This is a genomic window from Paenibacillus sp. CCS19 (genome assembly GCF_033239625.1).
Lineage (GTDB): Bacteria > Bacillota > Bacilli > Paenibacillales > Paenibacillaceae > Paenibacillus_T.
On the sequence record NZ_BTCK01000008.1, the window covers coordinates 131903 to 147981 of the forward strand.

General features: G+C 50.4%; 14 protein-coding genes and 1 riboswitch. Of the genes, 5 read left to right on the plus strand and 9 right to left on the minus strand.

What is annotated here, in order from left to right; all coding sequences use genetic code 11:
- Positions 1-255: 255 nt before the first annotated feature.
- The 5 genes from SBI19_RS08700 to metA all read right to left on the minus strand — a co-directional run bounded on the left by SBI19_RS08700 (position 256) and on the right by metA (position 6739).
- Entirely contained in the window at positions 256-1170 is a 915-nt protein-coding gene (locus SBI19_RS08700) for a putative sporulation protein YtxC (RefSeq protein WP_317967072.1), read from the minus strand.
- A gap of 927 nt (positions 1171-2097) precedes the next feature.
- Positions 2098-3234 carry a cyclic dehypoxanthinyl futalosine synthase gene (gene mqnC / locus SBI19_RS08705; protein ID WP_317967074.1) on the minus strand — a complete coding sequence of 379 codons (1137 nt, stop codon included), beginning with the start codon at positions 3232-3234 and terminating at the stop codon, positions 2098-2100.
- A gap of 157 nt (positions 3235-3391) precedes the next feature.
- Positions 3392-4594 (minus strand): MalY/PatB family protein, encoded by a 1203-nt coding sequence (locus SBI19_RS08710; RefSeq protein ID WP_317967076.1) that lies wholly within the window; start codon positions 4592-4594, stop codon positions 3392-3394.
- A 6-nt stretch (positions 4595-4600) separates the two neighbouring features.
- Positions 4601-5761 (minus strand): PLP-dependent transferase, encoded by a 1161-nt coding sequence (locus tag SBI19_RS08715; RefSeq protein WP_317967078.1) that lies wholly within the window; start codon positions 5759-5761, stop codon positions 4601-4603.
- Between the two features lie 54 nt (positions 5762-5815).
- Complete coding sequence (gene metA, locus SBI19_RS08720; protein ID WP_317967080.1) at positions 5816-6739, minus strand: homoserine O-acetyltransferase MetA; 924 nt, start codon at positions 6737-6739, stop codon at positions 5816-5818.
- A gap of 145 nt (positions 6740-6884) precedes the next feature.
- Positions 6885-6998, minus strand: a riboswitch (SAM riboswitch).
- Between the two features lie 676 nt (positions 6999-7674).
- On the opposite strand from metA, the gene corA reads away from it, so the two are divergent.
- Entirely contained in the window at positions 7675-8610 is a 936-nt protein-coding gene (gene corA, locus SBI19_RS08725; protein ID WP_317967082.1) for a magnesium/cobalt transporter CorA, read from the plus strand.
- Between the two features lie 151 nt (positions 8611-8761).
- Here the strand turns inward: corA and SBI19_RS08730 are convergent, their stop codons facing one another.
- Positions 8762-10036 (minus strand): MFS transporter, encoded by a 1275-nt coding sequence (locus SBI19_RS08730; RefSeq protein ID WP_317967084.1) that lies wholly within the window; start codon positions 10034-10036, stop codon positions 8762-8764.
- A 262-nt stretch (positions 10037-10298) separates the two neighbouring features.
- Between SBI19_RS08730 and SBI19_RS08735 the strand changes: the two genes are divergently transcribed.
- From SBI19_RS08735 to SBI19_RS08745, 3 genes are all read left to right on the plus strand, one after another.
- Positions 10299-11201 (plus strand): LysR family transcriptional regulator, encoded by a 903-nt coding sequence (locus SBI19_RS08735; protein WP_317967086.1) that lies wholly within the window; start codon positions 10299-10301, stop codon positions 11199-11201.
- A 16-nt stretch (positions 11202-11217) separates the two neighbouring features.
- Positions 11218-12027 carry a histidinol-phosphatase gene (locus SBI19_RS08740; RefSeq protein ID WP_317967088.1) on the plus strand — a complete coding sequence of 270 codons (810 nt, stop codon included), beginning with the start codon at positions 11218-11220 and terminating at the stop codon, positions 12025-12027.
- A 216-nt stretch (positions 12028-12243) separates the two neighbouring features.
- The gene (locus SBI19_RS08745) at positions 12244-13119 is read left to right on the plus strand and encodes an EamA family transporter (RefSeq protein WP_317967090.1); all 876 of its coding nucleotides are present in this window, start codon (positions 12244-12246) and stop codon (positions 13117-13119) included.
- Between the two features lie 92 nt (positions 13120-13211).
- On the opposite strand, the gene SBI19_RS08750 is transcribed toward SBI19_RS08745, so the two are convergent.
- From SBI19_RS08750 to SBI19_RS08760, 3 genes are all read right to left on the minus strand, one after another.
- Positions 13212-14039 (minus strand): DUF695 domain-containing protein, encoded by an 828-nt coding sequence (locus SBI19_RS08750; RefSeq protein ID WP_317967092.1) that lies wholly within the window; start codon positions 14037-14039, stop codon positions 13212-13214.
- A 239-nt stretch (positions 14040-14278) separates the two neighbouring features.
- Complete coding sequence (locus SBI19_RS08755) at positions 14279-15007, minus strand: pirin family protein (protein ID WP_317967094.1); 729 nt, start codon at positions 15005-15007, stop codon at positions 14279-14281.
- Between the two features lie 64 nt (positions 15008-15071).
- Entirely contained in the window at positions 15072-15470 is a 399-nt protein-coding gene (locus SBI19_RS08760; protein ID WP_317967096.1) for a DoxX family protein, read from the minus strand.
- A 199-nt stretch (positions 15471-15669) separates the two neighbouring features.
- Here SBI19_RS08760 and SBI19_RS08765 point away from each other — a divergent pair, with 199 nt between their 5' ends.
- Positions 15670-15978 carry a winged helix-turn-helix transcriptional regulator gene (locus SBI19_RS08765; protein ID WP_317967098.1) on the plus strand — a complete coding sequence of 103 codons (309 nt, stop codon included), beginning with the start codon at positions 15670-15672 and terminating at the stop codon, positions 15976-15978.
- The last annotated feature ends 101 nt before the right edge of the window (positions 15979-16079 follow it).

Sequence of the window (16079 nt, forward strand, 5' to 3'; positions counted from 1 at the left end):
CGAACCTCATGACATCCAATAACGGGGACGTTCCGTTACGGCTTACACACCTTGTACTCCTATTGGAAGAAGCATTCGGATTCAACCGTAAAGCTCCGAAGGGGTATATTCTCCGCCGCCTCGCAAGAAGCTTACAGCCAAGGCTTCTCTCTCTGGTCCGTGCTCATTCGGGGAATCATTGTCTTCGTCGACGCTTTTGTTCAATGCATTTGTACCCCATTATAACAATTGCCGCTTGAGACGGTCAATAGGACATCAAATCCGGTTCTCAAATGAAGCATGGCAGGAAACGCAGCCGACACATACGGATACCCGGAGTCCAAAAATCGATTCGATTGTCCGAATGATTTGCAGCTCTGGCTGCCGTGTATGAATCACGATCTGCTTCGGCGCGATCGTCACGAGCGTGCTGATGACCATATCCTCGACATTCATCTCATATTCCACCATCTCGGCAACGATCCGGTCTACCGGTTTATGCTCAAGAGGTTGAAGCCGTTCATCGCAGACGATGAACTCATGGCCTGTTTTGTGCAGCAAATGAACAAGCGGCAGCTTCGCATCCTGAAGATCGACGAAATAACGAAGCAGCGAAATAAACTCCTGGTATTGCTTATCCATGACAAACTCATCGACTGCGTATTCCGCCGCATCCCGAAGCTCATTCCAATACGTCTGAAGCCGGAATGTAACGAAGCCGGTTAAATTGAGCTCTGTATTGTCCTGAAGGAACGTGTCCAGCTCGTCCGTTACTTTCTGTTTTCTGCGTTTTCTGTCGGCTTCGCCGAAAGGATCGCGATCCCCCGGATCGGCCTGGACGGAGCCGAGCATCTCGGAGCAGAACCGAACGATTGTTGCCAGCTCCTCCTCCCGCTCGATGCGGTATTGCTTGCGAATAATGGAAGTGAGCAGCTGCTGCTCCAGCTCAGACACGATATATTCGGCAAGCGCGGTTGCAGTGCTTCGATACAGAGGCGGGCCATGCTCAATTAACCGAAAATCAGGGACTGTATCGATTCTGCCCGTTAGCCGATCAAGCTCGCTATTCCATTCAAGCCGCGGGATAACAGGAAAGTTATGTAGCAGCGTGTACTCTTGAAGCAGTAGATCGTGCAATTTCTGGCGCTGACTTTGTTCAGCGTCGTGCAAGGATATGGAAAAAAGCTCCATGCGCTCACCCCTTTCCTTCCTTAAAAGTATATGCTGATGGCGCACGTATATACGAGGAGACAATTGGGATGAGGCTTGTCGCGAGTGATTTAGGTTATTATTGAAAAGAAATTCAGGCTGGTGCAGTCACTACGCAGACGAATGTTCTTCCGAACGCTGTTGTGTCCAGATTGTTCTGATTAGAGTAGATCAGAAAAGGTAACAATCCGGACACAAAGGCGAACGCTAACGCTTCTCCAGAATCATTCGTCCGCTTCGTTCCTACGGTCAGCCTATCCCAATTTAGGGAGGAAACTTGATTCCTATCGCCGCAATATCGGCTCCAGTCATCCGCTATGCAAAGTTAGTTAAACAGATGGTGGTCGGTTCCTGTAAATGTGCAGGTTTTTGACACCTATCGATTCGCAAAATATCGGATATTCCAGCGAAAATGCAGGTATCGAGCTCGTAGTTACGCCAAACCACGTCAAACGACTAAGATAAATGCATCTTTGCAGCAATCGATGATACGTTAGTGTGAATCGTATACAAACTGTAAATTTGCAGGAATCAGTCTTAAGCTGGAACTAATGCTGTTGAACCGAAGGTTAATCTCATTGCTCAGAAACAAGTAACATGTAGATCAAAAAGGCCATCACATATGTGATGGCCTTAAACTCATTCACTTACAAGGCTGAAGTATGGCAGCCTTGCAACTATTCCGGAACGGAATAGTCGAGTGATATTTATATTGGTCTGAGCGACTGGAACGGAGCAGGTGAATGATTTCTGGAGAAGCGTTAGCGTTCGCCTTTGTCAACCGGATTGTATCCGATAGAGAATTTATAAAATCAGAACAATCTGGGGACAACAGCGATCGGAAGAAACATTCATCTGCACAGTGAAATCACGCTCATCTCTAGCGAAGCCATATAAATTCACTCTTGACTAGTTCTGCATGATAAAGTCTTTGTCGGCCGATTCGTTCTCTTCGTACACTTTGAGAATTTCGTACTTCGTGTTGCGTTGGGCTGGGATTTTGCCAGCTTCGCGGATGAGTTTGAGCGACAGGTCGATGTTGACCTTGTGCGTCGTGCCCGCAGCGGAGACGACGTTCTCTTCCATCATCGTGCTGCCGAAGTCGTTGCAGCCGTATTGGAGCGAGAGCTTGCCGTACTCCGGACCCATAGTGACCCACGAAGACTGAAGGTTATCGATGTTGTCCAAGAAGATGCGGCTGACCGCCACCATCTTGAGATACTCTTCCGGCTTCGATTTCTCAACGCGCATGTTCGTGTTGTCGGGTTGAAGCGGCCACGAGATGAAGGCCAAGAAGCCCTTCGAATCGTAGTTGTTCGCAATGCACTCATCCTGCGCATCTCGGACGCGCAGCAGATGGAGCGCACGCTCTTCCATCGTCTCGCCGAAACCGTATACCATGGTTGCCGTCGTGTTCATGCCGTGCTTGTGCGCGGATTTCATGACGTCCATCCAGTCCGTCCATGAGCCCTTCAGCTTACTTACCTTGCGGCGCGTACGGTCGTCAAGAATCTCTGCGCCACCGCCTGGCAGCGAGTCGAGTCCCGCTTCATGCAGCTGACGAATGACTTCGTCAAGCGACAGTCCATCCGATACTTCCTTCATCTTCATAATCTCCGCCGGCGAGAAGGAATGCATCGTAATGTTCGGGAATCGCTCTTTAATTTTGCGAAGAATATCGGTGTAGTACGTAAACGGCAAGTTCGGATTCGTGCCGCCCTGCATCAAAATTTCAGTGCCGCCTACATCTTCAGTCTCTTGAATCTTCTGCAAAATCGTATCGTCCGAAAGCACGTATCCTTCCGGTGAACCCGGCGCGCGATAGAACGCACAGAAACGGCAATAGACGTCACATACGTTCGTATAGTTAACGTTGCGTCCAACGACAAACGTTGTAATTGGCTCAGGGTGCTTACGCAGCATCAGCTCGTTCGCAACTTTCCCCATTTTCTCAATTTCATCTGATTCTAGAAGCACGATGCATTCCTCGAACGTAATGCGTTCGCCGCGAAGCGCTTTTTCCAATACGGAATCAACGGTTAGCATGCTGGATCCCTCCTGAGGTATAAAAATTAAATGAATTAGGCCGATCTAAAGCTATCAACTAATCCTAACATAAAAAGACCACGGCAGTCACTCGACAGAAATGTGACTACCGCGGCAGTTTGATCCAATTGGACTATGAAATTGCTTAATCTAGCAGCTAGTTACGCGCTTCAATCGCTTGAGCGAAACGTTCCAGCGCTTGTACCAGAATCGAGCGAGGGCATGCAAGGTTTACGCGCAGATAGCCTTCGCCCTGCTTGCCGAACACCGAACCCTCGCTGAATGCGACGCCCGCTTCTTCGAACATCAGCTTCTTGAGAGCCTTCGGATCTTCCGAGATGGCACGGCAGTCGAGCCATACCATGTAAGTTCCTTCAGGACGCATCGCTTTGATCTGCGGCAGACGTTCTGCCAAGAAGTCGAGGAGGTAATTGAGGTTGCCCTCCAGATAAACCATCAACTGATTGAGCCACTCGTCGCCATGATTATACGCGCTCTCAACAGCCGTCAATCCGAAATAGCTCTCCATATGAATCGACAACGTCTTGAGCAAATAGTTGTACTTGCGGCGGATTTCATCGTTCGGGATGATGATCGTTGCCGCTTGCAGACCTGCCAGGTTGAACGTTTTGCTTGTTGCGATACACGTAATCGATTGCTGCGCGAACGCTTCGGACAAGCCCGCGAACGCATAATGCTTATGGCCCGGATAAACGAGGTCATGATGAATCTCGTCCGCTACGATCAGCACGTTGTGCTTCACGCAAATCTCACCCACACGCTCCAGCTCTTCGCGCGTCCATACGCGTCCGCCCGGATTATGCGGCGTGCAGAACAACATAAGCTTCGCTCCGTCTGCCGCTTGCTGCTCCAGCAGATCGAAGTCGATTTTGTAGCGGCCGTCCGTATCCAGAATGAGCGCATTGTCGACAACGACGCGGTCGTTCATCTTAATGACATCATAGAACGGATAGTAAACCGGCGATTGCAGGATAACCTTATCTCCCGGCTTCGTGAATGCCTGAACCGCAAGGCTCAGAGCAGGTACGATACCTGGGCTGGATGTAATCCATTCATCCTTGATCTCCCAGCCATGGCGGCGGGACAACCAGCCGCGTACGGCATCGTGATAACCCTGCGTCCGAATCGTGTAGCCGTAGATGCCTTGATTCGCCCGCTCCTTGATCGCCTCAACGACTTCATAAGGCGGTTCGAAGTCCATATCCGCTACCCACAGCGGCAGTATATCAGCGCGTCCGAACAGCTTCTCCGATTGATCCCACTTATAGGAAGCTGTACCGAAACGGTCAATGACTTTGTCAAAATCATACGTAATCTTCGATGTCTTCGGCGTACTCATCTTTCCTTACGCCTCCTCAATCTCGCGCTTCGCTGCTTCCAGCGCTTGCGACAAATCGGCAATCAGATCGTCCACATGCTCGATGCCGACAGAGAAACGAAGCAGACGCTCGTCCACGCCAATCTTCTGGCGGATCTCGAGCGGAATATCAGCGTGCGTCTGAACCGCTGGGTAAGTCATTAGCGACTCGACGCCGCCAAGGCTTTCAGCGAATGCGATCAGCTTGATATTGCGCAGAATCGGTTCAATGTAGCGGGCATCTTTCACTTTGAACGAGAAAATACCCGTGTTGCCCGACGATTGACGGTTCTGGACCTCGTGACCCGGATGCTGCGGCAGTGCAGGATAGTACACTTCTTCAATCGATTCATGCTCGAGCAGGTATTCAGCAATCTTCGTTGCATTGTATTGATGACGCTCCATGCGCAGCGCCAGCGTCTTCATGCCGCGCATAAGCAGCCAGGAATCTTGCGCGCCAAGCACTGCGCCGATCGAGTTATGCAGGAAGCCAATCTGCTCCGACAGCTCTTTGCCTTTGGTAACGATCAAGCCGGCAAGCACGTCGTTGTGGCCGCCGAGATACTTGGTCGCGCTATGTACCACAATGTCAGCGCCAAGCTCGAGCGGGCGTTGGAAGAACGGCGTGAGCAGCGTGTTGTCAACGATCGTGAGCAGTCCCTTGGACTTCGCCCACGCGCTGACGCGCTCGATGTCCGTGATCATCATGAGCGGATTCGTCGGCGTTTCGATCAGAATCGCTTTCGTATTCGGTGTAACCAGTTCGCCGATTGCATCGATGTCATTCGTATCCACATAAGAAGCCGTTACGCCAAAACGGGACATGATCCGCTCCAGCAGACGGTACGTACCGCCATACAGGTCCAGCGACACGATCAAGTGGTCGCCTTGGCTGAACATAGAGAATACGACTTGGAGCGCAGCCATACCGGTACTACAGGCAAATGCTGCATCTCCGGACTCCAACTCAGCTGCCGCTTCTTCCAATACGGAGCGCGTCGGGTTCTTCGTACGGGAATAGTCGAAGCCTGTGCTTTCGCCAAGCTTAGGATGGCGGAATGCAGTCGAATTGTAGATAGGGAAGCTGACTGCACCTGTTTTAGGTTCTTTAATAGATCCGATTTGTGCCAAGCGGCTTTCAATGTTCATGGACGATTGCTCCTTTATTAGGCATCGAATAGTAAGAAACGGTGGTGCTTGCGATTAGATATATGCCCCCATGTCAATTTCAAAGGGCGTCTCTTGGTACACATAGTAATTCAGCCAGTTCGAGAACAGCAAATTCGCATGCGCACGCCAAGAGGATCGAGGCAACCGCTTAGGATCGTTGTTCGGGAAGTAATTGACCGGCACTTCGATATCCATTCCTTTGGATACATCGCGATCGTATTCCCATTTGAGCGTCAGCGGATCATATTCGGAGTGGCCCGATACGAACACCTGCTTGCCGTCCTTGCTCGCTACAATATAGATACCCGATTCATCCGATTCGGATAAAATCTCAAGCTCCGGCACTTTCTCAATATCTTCGCGGCGAACTTCGGTATGGCGCGATTGCGGAACGAAGAACAATTCATCGAAGCCGCGCAGAAGCGGAACGTTCTGTTTCTCCGTCGTATGCGGGAATACGCCGAATATTTTCTTATCGACATCATGTTTCGGCACACCGTAGTGATGATACAGACCCGCCTGCGAGCCCCAACAAATATGAAGCGTCGAAGTAACGCGGCGTTTCGACCAATCCATAATGCGCTGCAACTCTTCCCAATAGTTGACGTCCTCGAACGGCATATGCTCAACCGGTGCACCCGTAATAATAAGCCCATCATACCACTGGTCTTCGATTTCATCGAATGTTTTATAGAACATCTCCAGATGCTCGGCGGATGTATTCTTCGATACATGCGTCGCCGGGTGCAACAGCACCACTTCGATCTGCAGCGGCGTATTGCCAATCAGACGCAGCAATTGCGTTTCGGTCGTTTCCTTCGTAGGCATCAAGTTCAGGATCGCAATGCGAAGCGGTCGAATATCTTGATGATACGCTCTGCTTTCGTCCATGACGAAAATATTCTCTTCCGCCAAAATCTCTCTTGCCGGCAAATGATCAGGTACTTTAATCGGCATTGTTCATTCACTCCTTCTGTCCTGCACGGATTTCGTGCGCAATTGTGGTCGGTAAAGCTGCATCGTGTTGAACAGCGGGTTATTTAAAACGAGAAAAACCCGCTCGTCAAATAATGAGAGGGGTTTATAAATATATCCATAAACTCTCTCATCTCCCAGACCCAAGACGACTGTCTCAAATCCGCAAGAATTAGCACCGTGCATAATGCCGGTTGCCGGGCTTCATCGGGCTAGTCCCTCCGCCTGCTCTTGATAAGAAAGATCCATATTCAATTGAGGAGCCTTGCATGAATCCGCGAGCACGATGTTCGGCAATGCCATCTGTCGTACACATACGGAGCTTCAATATAGTCTATACTATAGATTATTTGACATAGATGCGTCAAGCCGAAATTAGCCCGTCCTAATTGGCAAAACATGCCGAATTCAGCATACTTTAAACCGTTGTGTCAAATCGCTCACGATCGCTGCGCGGCGCGGTTATCCCCTCAGTGTAACGCCGCTTACAAATCTTCTTGTACGGGTACCCTTGCAGGAGTATACTAGACAAGAATTACACAGACTATACCATTGAGAAAACCTACATCGAGGCCATTCAGCGGTGAGCGGCCGCGTTTTAAGGTAGGTTTTATCGCCAATAAGAATTTGTTCTTTCCAATAACTCGGAAACTTATAAATTCTTATGTGGTAAATTATCCATTCGTAAGGGGGTAAAGGCATGGAAGGCGATGGGTCTAGTCCGCAGATTAATGATTCGCGCATAGCGATCCGACGGCCGAACTGGCGTCCCGTTTCCGCCTGCCATGCGTGACGAGCTGTAAGCTTTCGGATATTCCGGCAGCCGATTCAGCCGTCTACCCGGCGTGGCTATTACGCGCGCCTGTTCGTCATGGCCGTCCGGCATCGGATGACATGACGAGAGGAGAGAATGCGGCATGAAAATCCGCCACGTTCACAACGGTGTTTTCACCCCGACAGATGACATTCAAAGCGTACTTGCTCCACCTAAGGACGGCTTCTACTGGATAGACGCCGATCTGGAGGATCTGGTTATTCTGCAGCCGTTATTCGGCTTGCATGATCTGGCTGTAGAGGACTGTCTCAGCGAAGAGGAGCAGCGGCCGAAGATCGAAATTCATGATGGCCATTATTTTATCGTTATTAACAGCATTCGATTTGATGACGAGGAGATTTTTCTCCGCGCGCTTAATATTTTTCTCGGACGGCATTACATCATTACGGTTACGAAACAGAAAATTAATGAGCTCCGCTCGCTGAAGCCTGTTCTATGGGAGCAAGAGGTCAATAAACCTGACCGGTTCTTGTACCATCTCGTCGACTTAGTCGTCGACAACTACTTCTTCGTCGGCGATCGCATCGAGGTCCGCATCGAGAATCTTGAAGAAGACATTCTGATGCACACGAAGAAGACGCATCTGAACGAAATTATCGGTCTGCGAAGCGAAATCTTGTGGCTGAAGAAGGTACTCGGTCCGCAGCGTGACGTTATTGCCACGCTCAACAAGAAGGATCTCAAGCTCATTGACGATCAACTCCAGAAGTACTTCAGCGATATTTACGAGAACGCCGTCAAGATTTCCGAGACATTCGATACGTACCGCGATCTGATGAGCAACTTACGAGAAGCTTATCAGTCGAGTCTGTCGAATCGCGCCAACGAAATCATGCGCGTGTTCACTGCTCTAACAACGATCTTCATGCCCTTGACGTTTATTACAGGCGTATACGGAATGAACTTCGATTTCATCCCCGGCCTGCATATTCACAACGGGTCCTATATTCTGCTCGGCTTCATGATCCTGCTCGGACTCGGCATGTTTTATCTGTTCCGCAAGAAGGATTGGCTCTGAAGAGGCGGCACTCGCCTCATAACCCCACCGGCAGTAGCGAGTTACTGCTTCAACGTAATGCAAGGTAATGCAAAAAGGCGGTGCGCATTCGGCATATTGATCTGCCGAGCGCCCTGCCTTTTTATTTGGAACGAACTTAAAGTCTAACCTCTTAAGCGCTTTCCTCTGCAAGCGCTTCCTGCTTTCCTTTGTTCAGGTTCACGTATCGCAGCAGCACAATGCCTATAACGAAGAAGGCGATCAGCGATAAGATACCGAGCCGGCTAGAATCCGTATTGCCCGCAACGAGCGCGAATACGAATGGTCCCGCCACGGACGAGAATTTGCTCGAGATCGTCAGGAAGCCGAAGAACTCTGCTGCGCGTGCTTTCGGCACAAGATCCGCATAGATGGATCGCGCAATTGCCTGGCTGCCGCCTTGTACTAGGCCGACCATCGTTGCCAGGATATAGAAGTGCAGCGCATTTTCCATGAAGAAACCAAGCGTGACAATCACGATATATATGCCCAATGAGATGTACAGCAGCTTCTTGGCACCTAGCTTGGAAGCATAGCGGCCGAAGAGCAGCGTGCTCGGGAACCCGACGATCTGCGTAATAAGCAGCGCTGTAATGAGATTTCCCATCTCAATGCCGATGCTGCTGCCGTAGGCCGTCGCCATTACGATAACGGTATTGATTCCGTCATTGAAGAACCAATAAGCAACCATGTACTTAAGCAGCTCGGGATAATGCTTGATTCGTCGGAACGTCTGGGCGAGTCTTGCGAAAGCCTGTTTAACCGCTTTTGCGGCCGTTGTGCTGCCATCCGGCTTGCGCTCCTTCACATGACGAAAGATCGGAATGGCGAACAACAGCCACCAAACACCAACGGTCACGAAGACGGTTCGCGTTGCGCTCTCACTGCTCGAGAAGCCAAATGTTTCCCAAGCTTGGATCATTGCAACGTTAACGCCTAACAGTACGCCGCCGCCTAGATAACCCCAAGCATAGCCCTGCGCGCTCACCTTGTCTCGTTCCTGAGGACCAGCCACATCGACCAGCAGCGCATCATAAAATGTGTTGCCCGCAGCAAAGCCAATTGTACCGATAATGACGAGAACGGAAGCAAGCAGCCAATCTCCTTCGCCGATGAGTGCAGATAACAAACAAGCGATGGAACCAAGTATCGCGAAGAAGCTTACAAACTTAACCTTCGAGCCGGTAAAGTCGGCGATTGCGCCTAATATGGGCGATAGGATCGCAACGATAAGCGCAGCGATGCTCTGCGTATTCGCCCAATAGACCGTGGAAACGTTCTCTCCCAAACCCTTCCCTGCCACTTTATCGTAATAAACGGGCATTACAGCCGCGATCATCGTTGTAACAAAAGCCGAATTCGCCCAGTCGTACATAAGCCAGCCGCGAACTGCTTTCTTATTGCTCAACTTGTAGCCTCCTCATATGACCAAGTCACATAAAATATACGTGATCATTTCGACAATTGGTACCCTTCTCCTCCTTAAAGTTACGTAAAGATTGAAACCGCTTTTGATCACGAAGCATCACTTTAAACCACGAAGTACTTACACCTTTGCCTCATTCGGTTATTTCCTTTATAATAAATGTAAATGTGATAAATATCTCTTATCATTGTTGCATGATTTGCTTATTAAGCGACAGAAAAACCAACAGACAAGGAGGCTGTTCATGAATATAAACCAGCTTGAAACGCTCCTTACGATTTCCAAGACGATGAGCTTCCGTAAAGCAGGCGAAATACTCAATCTGACGCAGCCCGCCGTTTCCGCTCAGATCAAAAGTCTTGAGGACGAGTTCAAAACGGTGCTCATTGACCGCAACCAGCCTGTGACGCTAACCGACCGCGGCGTGGTGTTTCTCGAGCATGCCGAGCGCATACTAAACATAGTTGAGGAATTGAAACAGAAGCTGTTAGATTTGAATCAAATTCCGCAAGGCCATATCGTTCTTGGCACAACAAGTACGATTGCCGTTCAAATTTTGCCGCGCGTCCTAACGTATTTCCAGAACCAGTTCCCAATGATCAAGACGACCATTCATTCCATGCCCTCCTCGCAAATCACGCCTGCAGTCGAACAAGGCACGCTCGATATCGGCATTACGTATATCCCCGAGAAAAACAACAATATCGAGACCTCTACCTTGTACTATGACACGTATGAGCTCGTTGTATCGCCTTCCCACCCAATGGGCCATCTGAAGCATACAACCGTCGATGCCCTGAAGGACATTCCGATGATTATGCTGTCTCCCGACACTTTCGGCCGAAGATTCGTCGATCAGTTGTTCAATAAGTACGGCATTCAACCGAATATCGTCATGGAGCTGTCCAGCAGCGAGGAAGTGAAACGGATGGTCGAACTGAACCTTGGCGCTGCCGTCGTCTCCAAGCTGTCCATCTCGAATGAATTGAAGCTGGGCACATTGCGAATGATCAAGGTGAACGAGTTGGAGCTGGCACATCCGGTAGGCGTCGTGTATCGAAGCGGACGTTATTTGAACTCTGCGATCAAGCAGTTTATCAGCGATTTGAAGGGTATGCCGGAGAACCAATTTATAAGCACTGAATAGTCAGGAGGCTAAGCCGATGAAATTCGATCTGCACACGCACCATTATCGCTGCGGACATGCTGATGGGACAATCGAGGATTACATTAAAGCCGGAATTGAAGCAGGTCTTGGGGTCATCGGCATTTCCGACCACTCCCCTTATTTTGCGCATGCGGAAGAACAGCCTTTTCCGAAAATCGCCATGGCACGCGGTGAACTCACCCATTACATCGAAGAGGTACTGCGTCTGAAGGCCAAATATGAAGGTAAAATCGACGTGCTGCTCGGCATGGAATCGGACTACTTCCCCGATGTCTTCGACGTTTACCGTAATGTATATGCGAACTATCCGTTCGACTATCTCATCGGATCGGTGCATCAGACGAGCGGCGTCAGCATCTTCAACCGCAATCGCTGGAAGCATCTGAACCAAGAACAGCAGATTGAAGAGAAGCGCCGTTATTACAAGCTGATTGCCGACTCGGCTAGAACGGGCGCATTCCAGATTCTCGGCCATATCGATGCGATGAAAGCCTATTATCCCGCTTTCTCCGACCTGCCTGCGCAAGACACCGTTGACGAGACGCTGCGTGTCATCGCTGAATGCGGCGTTGCCATCGAGATCAATACTTCGGGTAAGATGAAGGATGTCGGCGGCTGGTATCCGTCGAATGCGATCTTGGAGCGCGCGCTTCATTATGGCGTCGAGGTCACCTTCGGATCAGATGCGCATGCCCCGTCCCGCGTCGGCGATGATTGGGAGCTCGTACGAGCAAAGCTGAAGGAAATCGGATTTAAGCATTGGGTATATTACAAGAACAAGAAGCGCGTCGAGGTTAGCTTGTAAGAACAACTGTAACGAGGCCGAAGCGTAGAAGCATTGATTTCCGATCATGAGACAAAAAAAGGAGCCTTCCCTAGGGAAGGCTCAAAATTTTATATTAAAAAAGGGGGTCTTGCTTATTATAATAGCCGGCTTATGTAATGGGACCGTAACAGGAACATTACACTTTCATTACAAAATAATCGGGGCAAGCACCCGCTGTCAGGAGCCAATACGAGCATGTGGCTGCTAACGGCAATCGGGAGCGCCATCCTATTCGGTCTGGCCGGCTGGTGGATGAAGGTCAGCCAGATGAAGGGCGGCTCGTCGAACGGCCTGCTGTACGGACTTTATGTATCGGGTACGCTCGGCTTCGGCATACATAGTCTTGTTGAGGGAACGCTGGACGGGCTTTCGGATTGGCGCCTGCTGCTCGCTGGTATTATCATCGGCGCAGGCTCTGCTTGGGGCAATGCCTTATTCATGAAAGCTCTCGAATGCGGTCCGGCCAGCCTGACCTCGCCGCTAACGAATATGAACATCGCCCTTGTGATCGGCATGGGCATTGTTGTCTATGGAGAGCCCGTCTCGGCGGCCGAAGCTGTCGGCATCGCCTTGCTGCTCTTATCCGTTGTTCTGATTTCGATTCGTTTCCGGGAATCGATGAGCGTCACCCAGCGTCGTTGGTTCTTGCTTGTCGCTGCGGCTGTCCTGCTGTTCGCTATTCGCAATGGCGGATTGAAGGTTACCGAGCAGCTTGATCTGTCCAGCGCGCCGGTTCTTCTCGTCGGTTACGCGTTATCGATGCTCTGGTTCGGGCTCCTCGACCGTTCCGAGCGGCAGCGGATCGTCCCTGCTTCTGCGCCGGATCCTGTACGATTAAGCCGAATAGGCTTCCGTTGGGGGCTTCTCGCAGGCATCTTCTCCTACGCTGGATTACAGCTCTATGCAGTCGCGCTGGAAACTGGCAAAGCAAGCATCGCCGCGCCTATCTTCGCAACCAACAGCCTGATCGTAGCGCTCGGCTCCATCGTGCTGTACCGCGAGCGGCTGACGAAGCAGCAATGGACTGCATTCGCTCTCACGCTCGCAGGTCTCGTTATTATTAGGTTGTGAGCGATCGTTCCAAATAAGAAACGGTTATTCTATCCCACAGATCAAAGTCTGTATGCGGAACAGAATAACCGTTTTATTGTAGTTGCAGCACCTTACTTCGGCAGCCCATTGCGTTTGCCGTTCGCGGCGCCTCCGAAAACCCGGCGAACCGCCGCGCGAATACGGGCTGACAATGACAGCTGCATCGCCGATCCCCAGCCGTCATATTTGCCTTCGCTCCCTTTGAGCAGCCGATACAGTTCATCAACGCGCCGATTCAGCGTATCCAGCCGTACATCATCGGTTCTGCTAATGACAAGCGGATACGGGTAATCCGGCTCAGGATCGCCCTTCTTGCCTTCTTCGATCCGGTAGCCCATGCTCTCGAGCGTTCTCTTGATACCGACACGATCATCGTTGCGACGAAACAGCAACCAATGATACACGGTCCGCTCGCGGTTGATTTGATCGCCATGATGCGCTAGCGCGTATACCATCTGTGCATTGTGAATGAGCAGCTGTTCCCGATCGTCAGGCAGCATGAATGCATAAAACTCCCACTCGGCATCGGGCTTCCGATACATTTGCGCCCGAACGTCCTGTTGGCTGTTAATATGCGCTCTAACGGTGCTTTCATCGAATGCCTCGTTCACATAATAATAAAACTCAAGCTTCGACTCGGTATGAAGCCGTCCTACGTAATAGTAATTACCAGCGGTTCGCATGACGCCTTCAAGCCGAGCCGTCCAGCGCTCCAGCTCCGCTATTGCATCCATCTTCTTCTTGCCGCTGTGCGACAAGCGATATACATTCACCGTGATGGACACTAGTTCATTGTAGTTTTGTATAGGATAAGCGTCCTTGTAGCCGGAATTGACAAGCAGCCGCAGATGCTCGCCATTTGCTCGACGCTCAAAAAATCCCCAATCCTCTTCCGCCATCTCCCGACTATTCCCTCTCTATCCAGCCATGTTGTCGCTCAATTGTTAGTTAAGCCGCTGAGCCTATTATACTGCACCCCGAGGATAAGAACCAACCTACGATTTGCCTAGTTTGCCATCCACACGCATGATTGGGCGAGGGCGCATAGACGAGTAAACAGACTGCACCTTGAAACTTGTGTTTCAAGGTGCAGTCTGTTTATTTTTTATAACTGATGAATGTTGGGTTGGAATGCTTCTTATGGCAGATCGATTATCAATACTCGGTTGCTGCCCTTTGTTTGACCTGCAATCGTCAATTCAGCTTGCCCTTCGATGCGGGCGGAATCCCGACGCCCGAGCGACGCTGTATCTGGCCCGCCCTTCACGTTAACGCTTCCTTCCAGTACGAACAGAAATACACGGCGTCCTGCTCCTTGGTGGAATTGTACCGATTGACCCTCCGCCAGTTCGGTCAAATACATCGTCATGTCTTGATGAATGACAGCTACCTTGCCAGCCTGCTGCAGCTGAGCGTTCCCGCTTACAATCGGTACAAGCTGACCGCTCAGCGATTGCGGATCGAACGATGATGTCTCATACGATGGCTCGAGCCCTCCCGACGCTGGCATGAACCACATTTGCAGCAGCTCGACAGGCTCCTCCTCCGACGGATTCATTTCCGAGTGGAAGACGCCTGTTCCCGCCGACATGCGCTGGATCCCTCCCCACGTCGTGTTCGCCCGGTTACCCATACTGTCTTGGTGTTCAAGCCGGCCGCTTAGTACTAACGTGACGATTTCCATCTCGCGGTGCGGATGCATGCCGAACCCTTCACTCGCCGCAATGTAATCATCATTCAATACACGCATCGGCCCAAATTGCATGTTGTTCGGATCATAATAATCGGCGAACGAGAAGCTGAAGTACGACTCAAGCCAGCCGTGGCTGGCATGATATCGTTGATCTGCTGGATACATGGCGATCATAGATAGGTCTCCTTTGAAGTTAAAAGTTATCAATCGAGTCGTGTAACCGCCGTGTTCATGTCTATTATTTCAACAAATGATCGATCGAATATTCGCCTGCGCCGGTGAAGGCAATGCCGAGTGCAACGACGATCAGAACGAGATTGTATTCATAACCATTTTGCGTAACCCAGAGACCGTTAGGAAGATGCACTTTCACAGCTGCCGCCAACATCGTAACGATCAACAGTGCTGCACCAAGCCATGTCACGAGTCCTAGACCGAATAGCAGGCCCCCCGCCAACTCCGATACACCAGCAGCGAACGCCATCAATACGCCAGGCTTCATCCCGATCGATTCCAGCCAGCCTCCAGTACCTTTCAGCCCATAACCGCCGAACCACCCGAACAGCTTCTGAGCACCATGCCCAATGAACAACAACCCAATTACAACCCGAATAATAAGAAGTCCTGTGTCTAACATTTATAACCCGCCCTTTCTGTTCCCTTCCAATCGAAGGAACGTAAGAAAATTTGTTTTGTTCGATGGACCAATCATAATATAGTTACTTACTTTAGTCAAGCGAATATAAAATATAAAGTTAAAATCGTATTCCAGCTTAATCTCACTTACCTTTCCTTAGTACATATGGTACAATAGAAGCAGAAGAGGGGTGATACGGTTGGATTACTCGAAAATGTGCCCAAAATACGAATCCGCCGCCGAACTGCTCGGCAAGAAATGGACAGGCCTGATTATTCGGGTACTGCTGGGCGGACCGAAACGGTTCAAAGAGATCAAAGAGCAAATTCCTGATATGAGCGATAAGATGCTGACCGACCGCATGAAGGAGCTTGAAGCGATTCATATCGTGAAACGGACCGTCTATCCCGAGATGCCGGTTCGTATTGAATACGAGCTTACGGACAGAGGCCATGATCTCGAACCCATCATCGCATCCATTCAAGACTGGGGCGAGAAGTGGATGTAAGGTCAAAGAAAGCCAACGGAAATCACAATTTTGTGATTTCCGTTGGCTTTTTTTCATGTATGACCACACCCACCCTCTTACGACCAGCTCCACCCAAACCC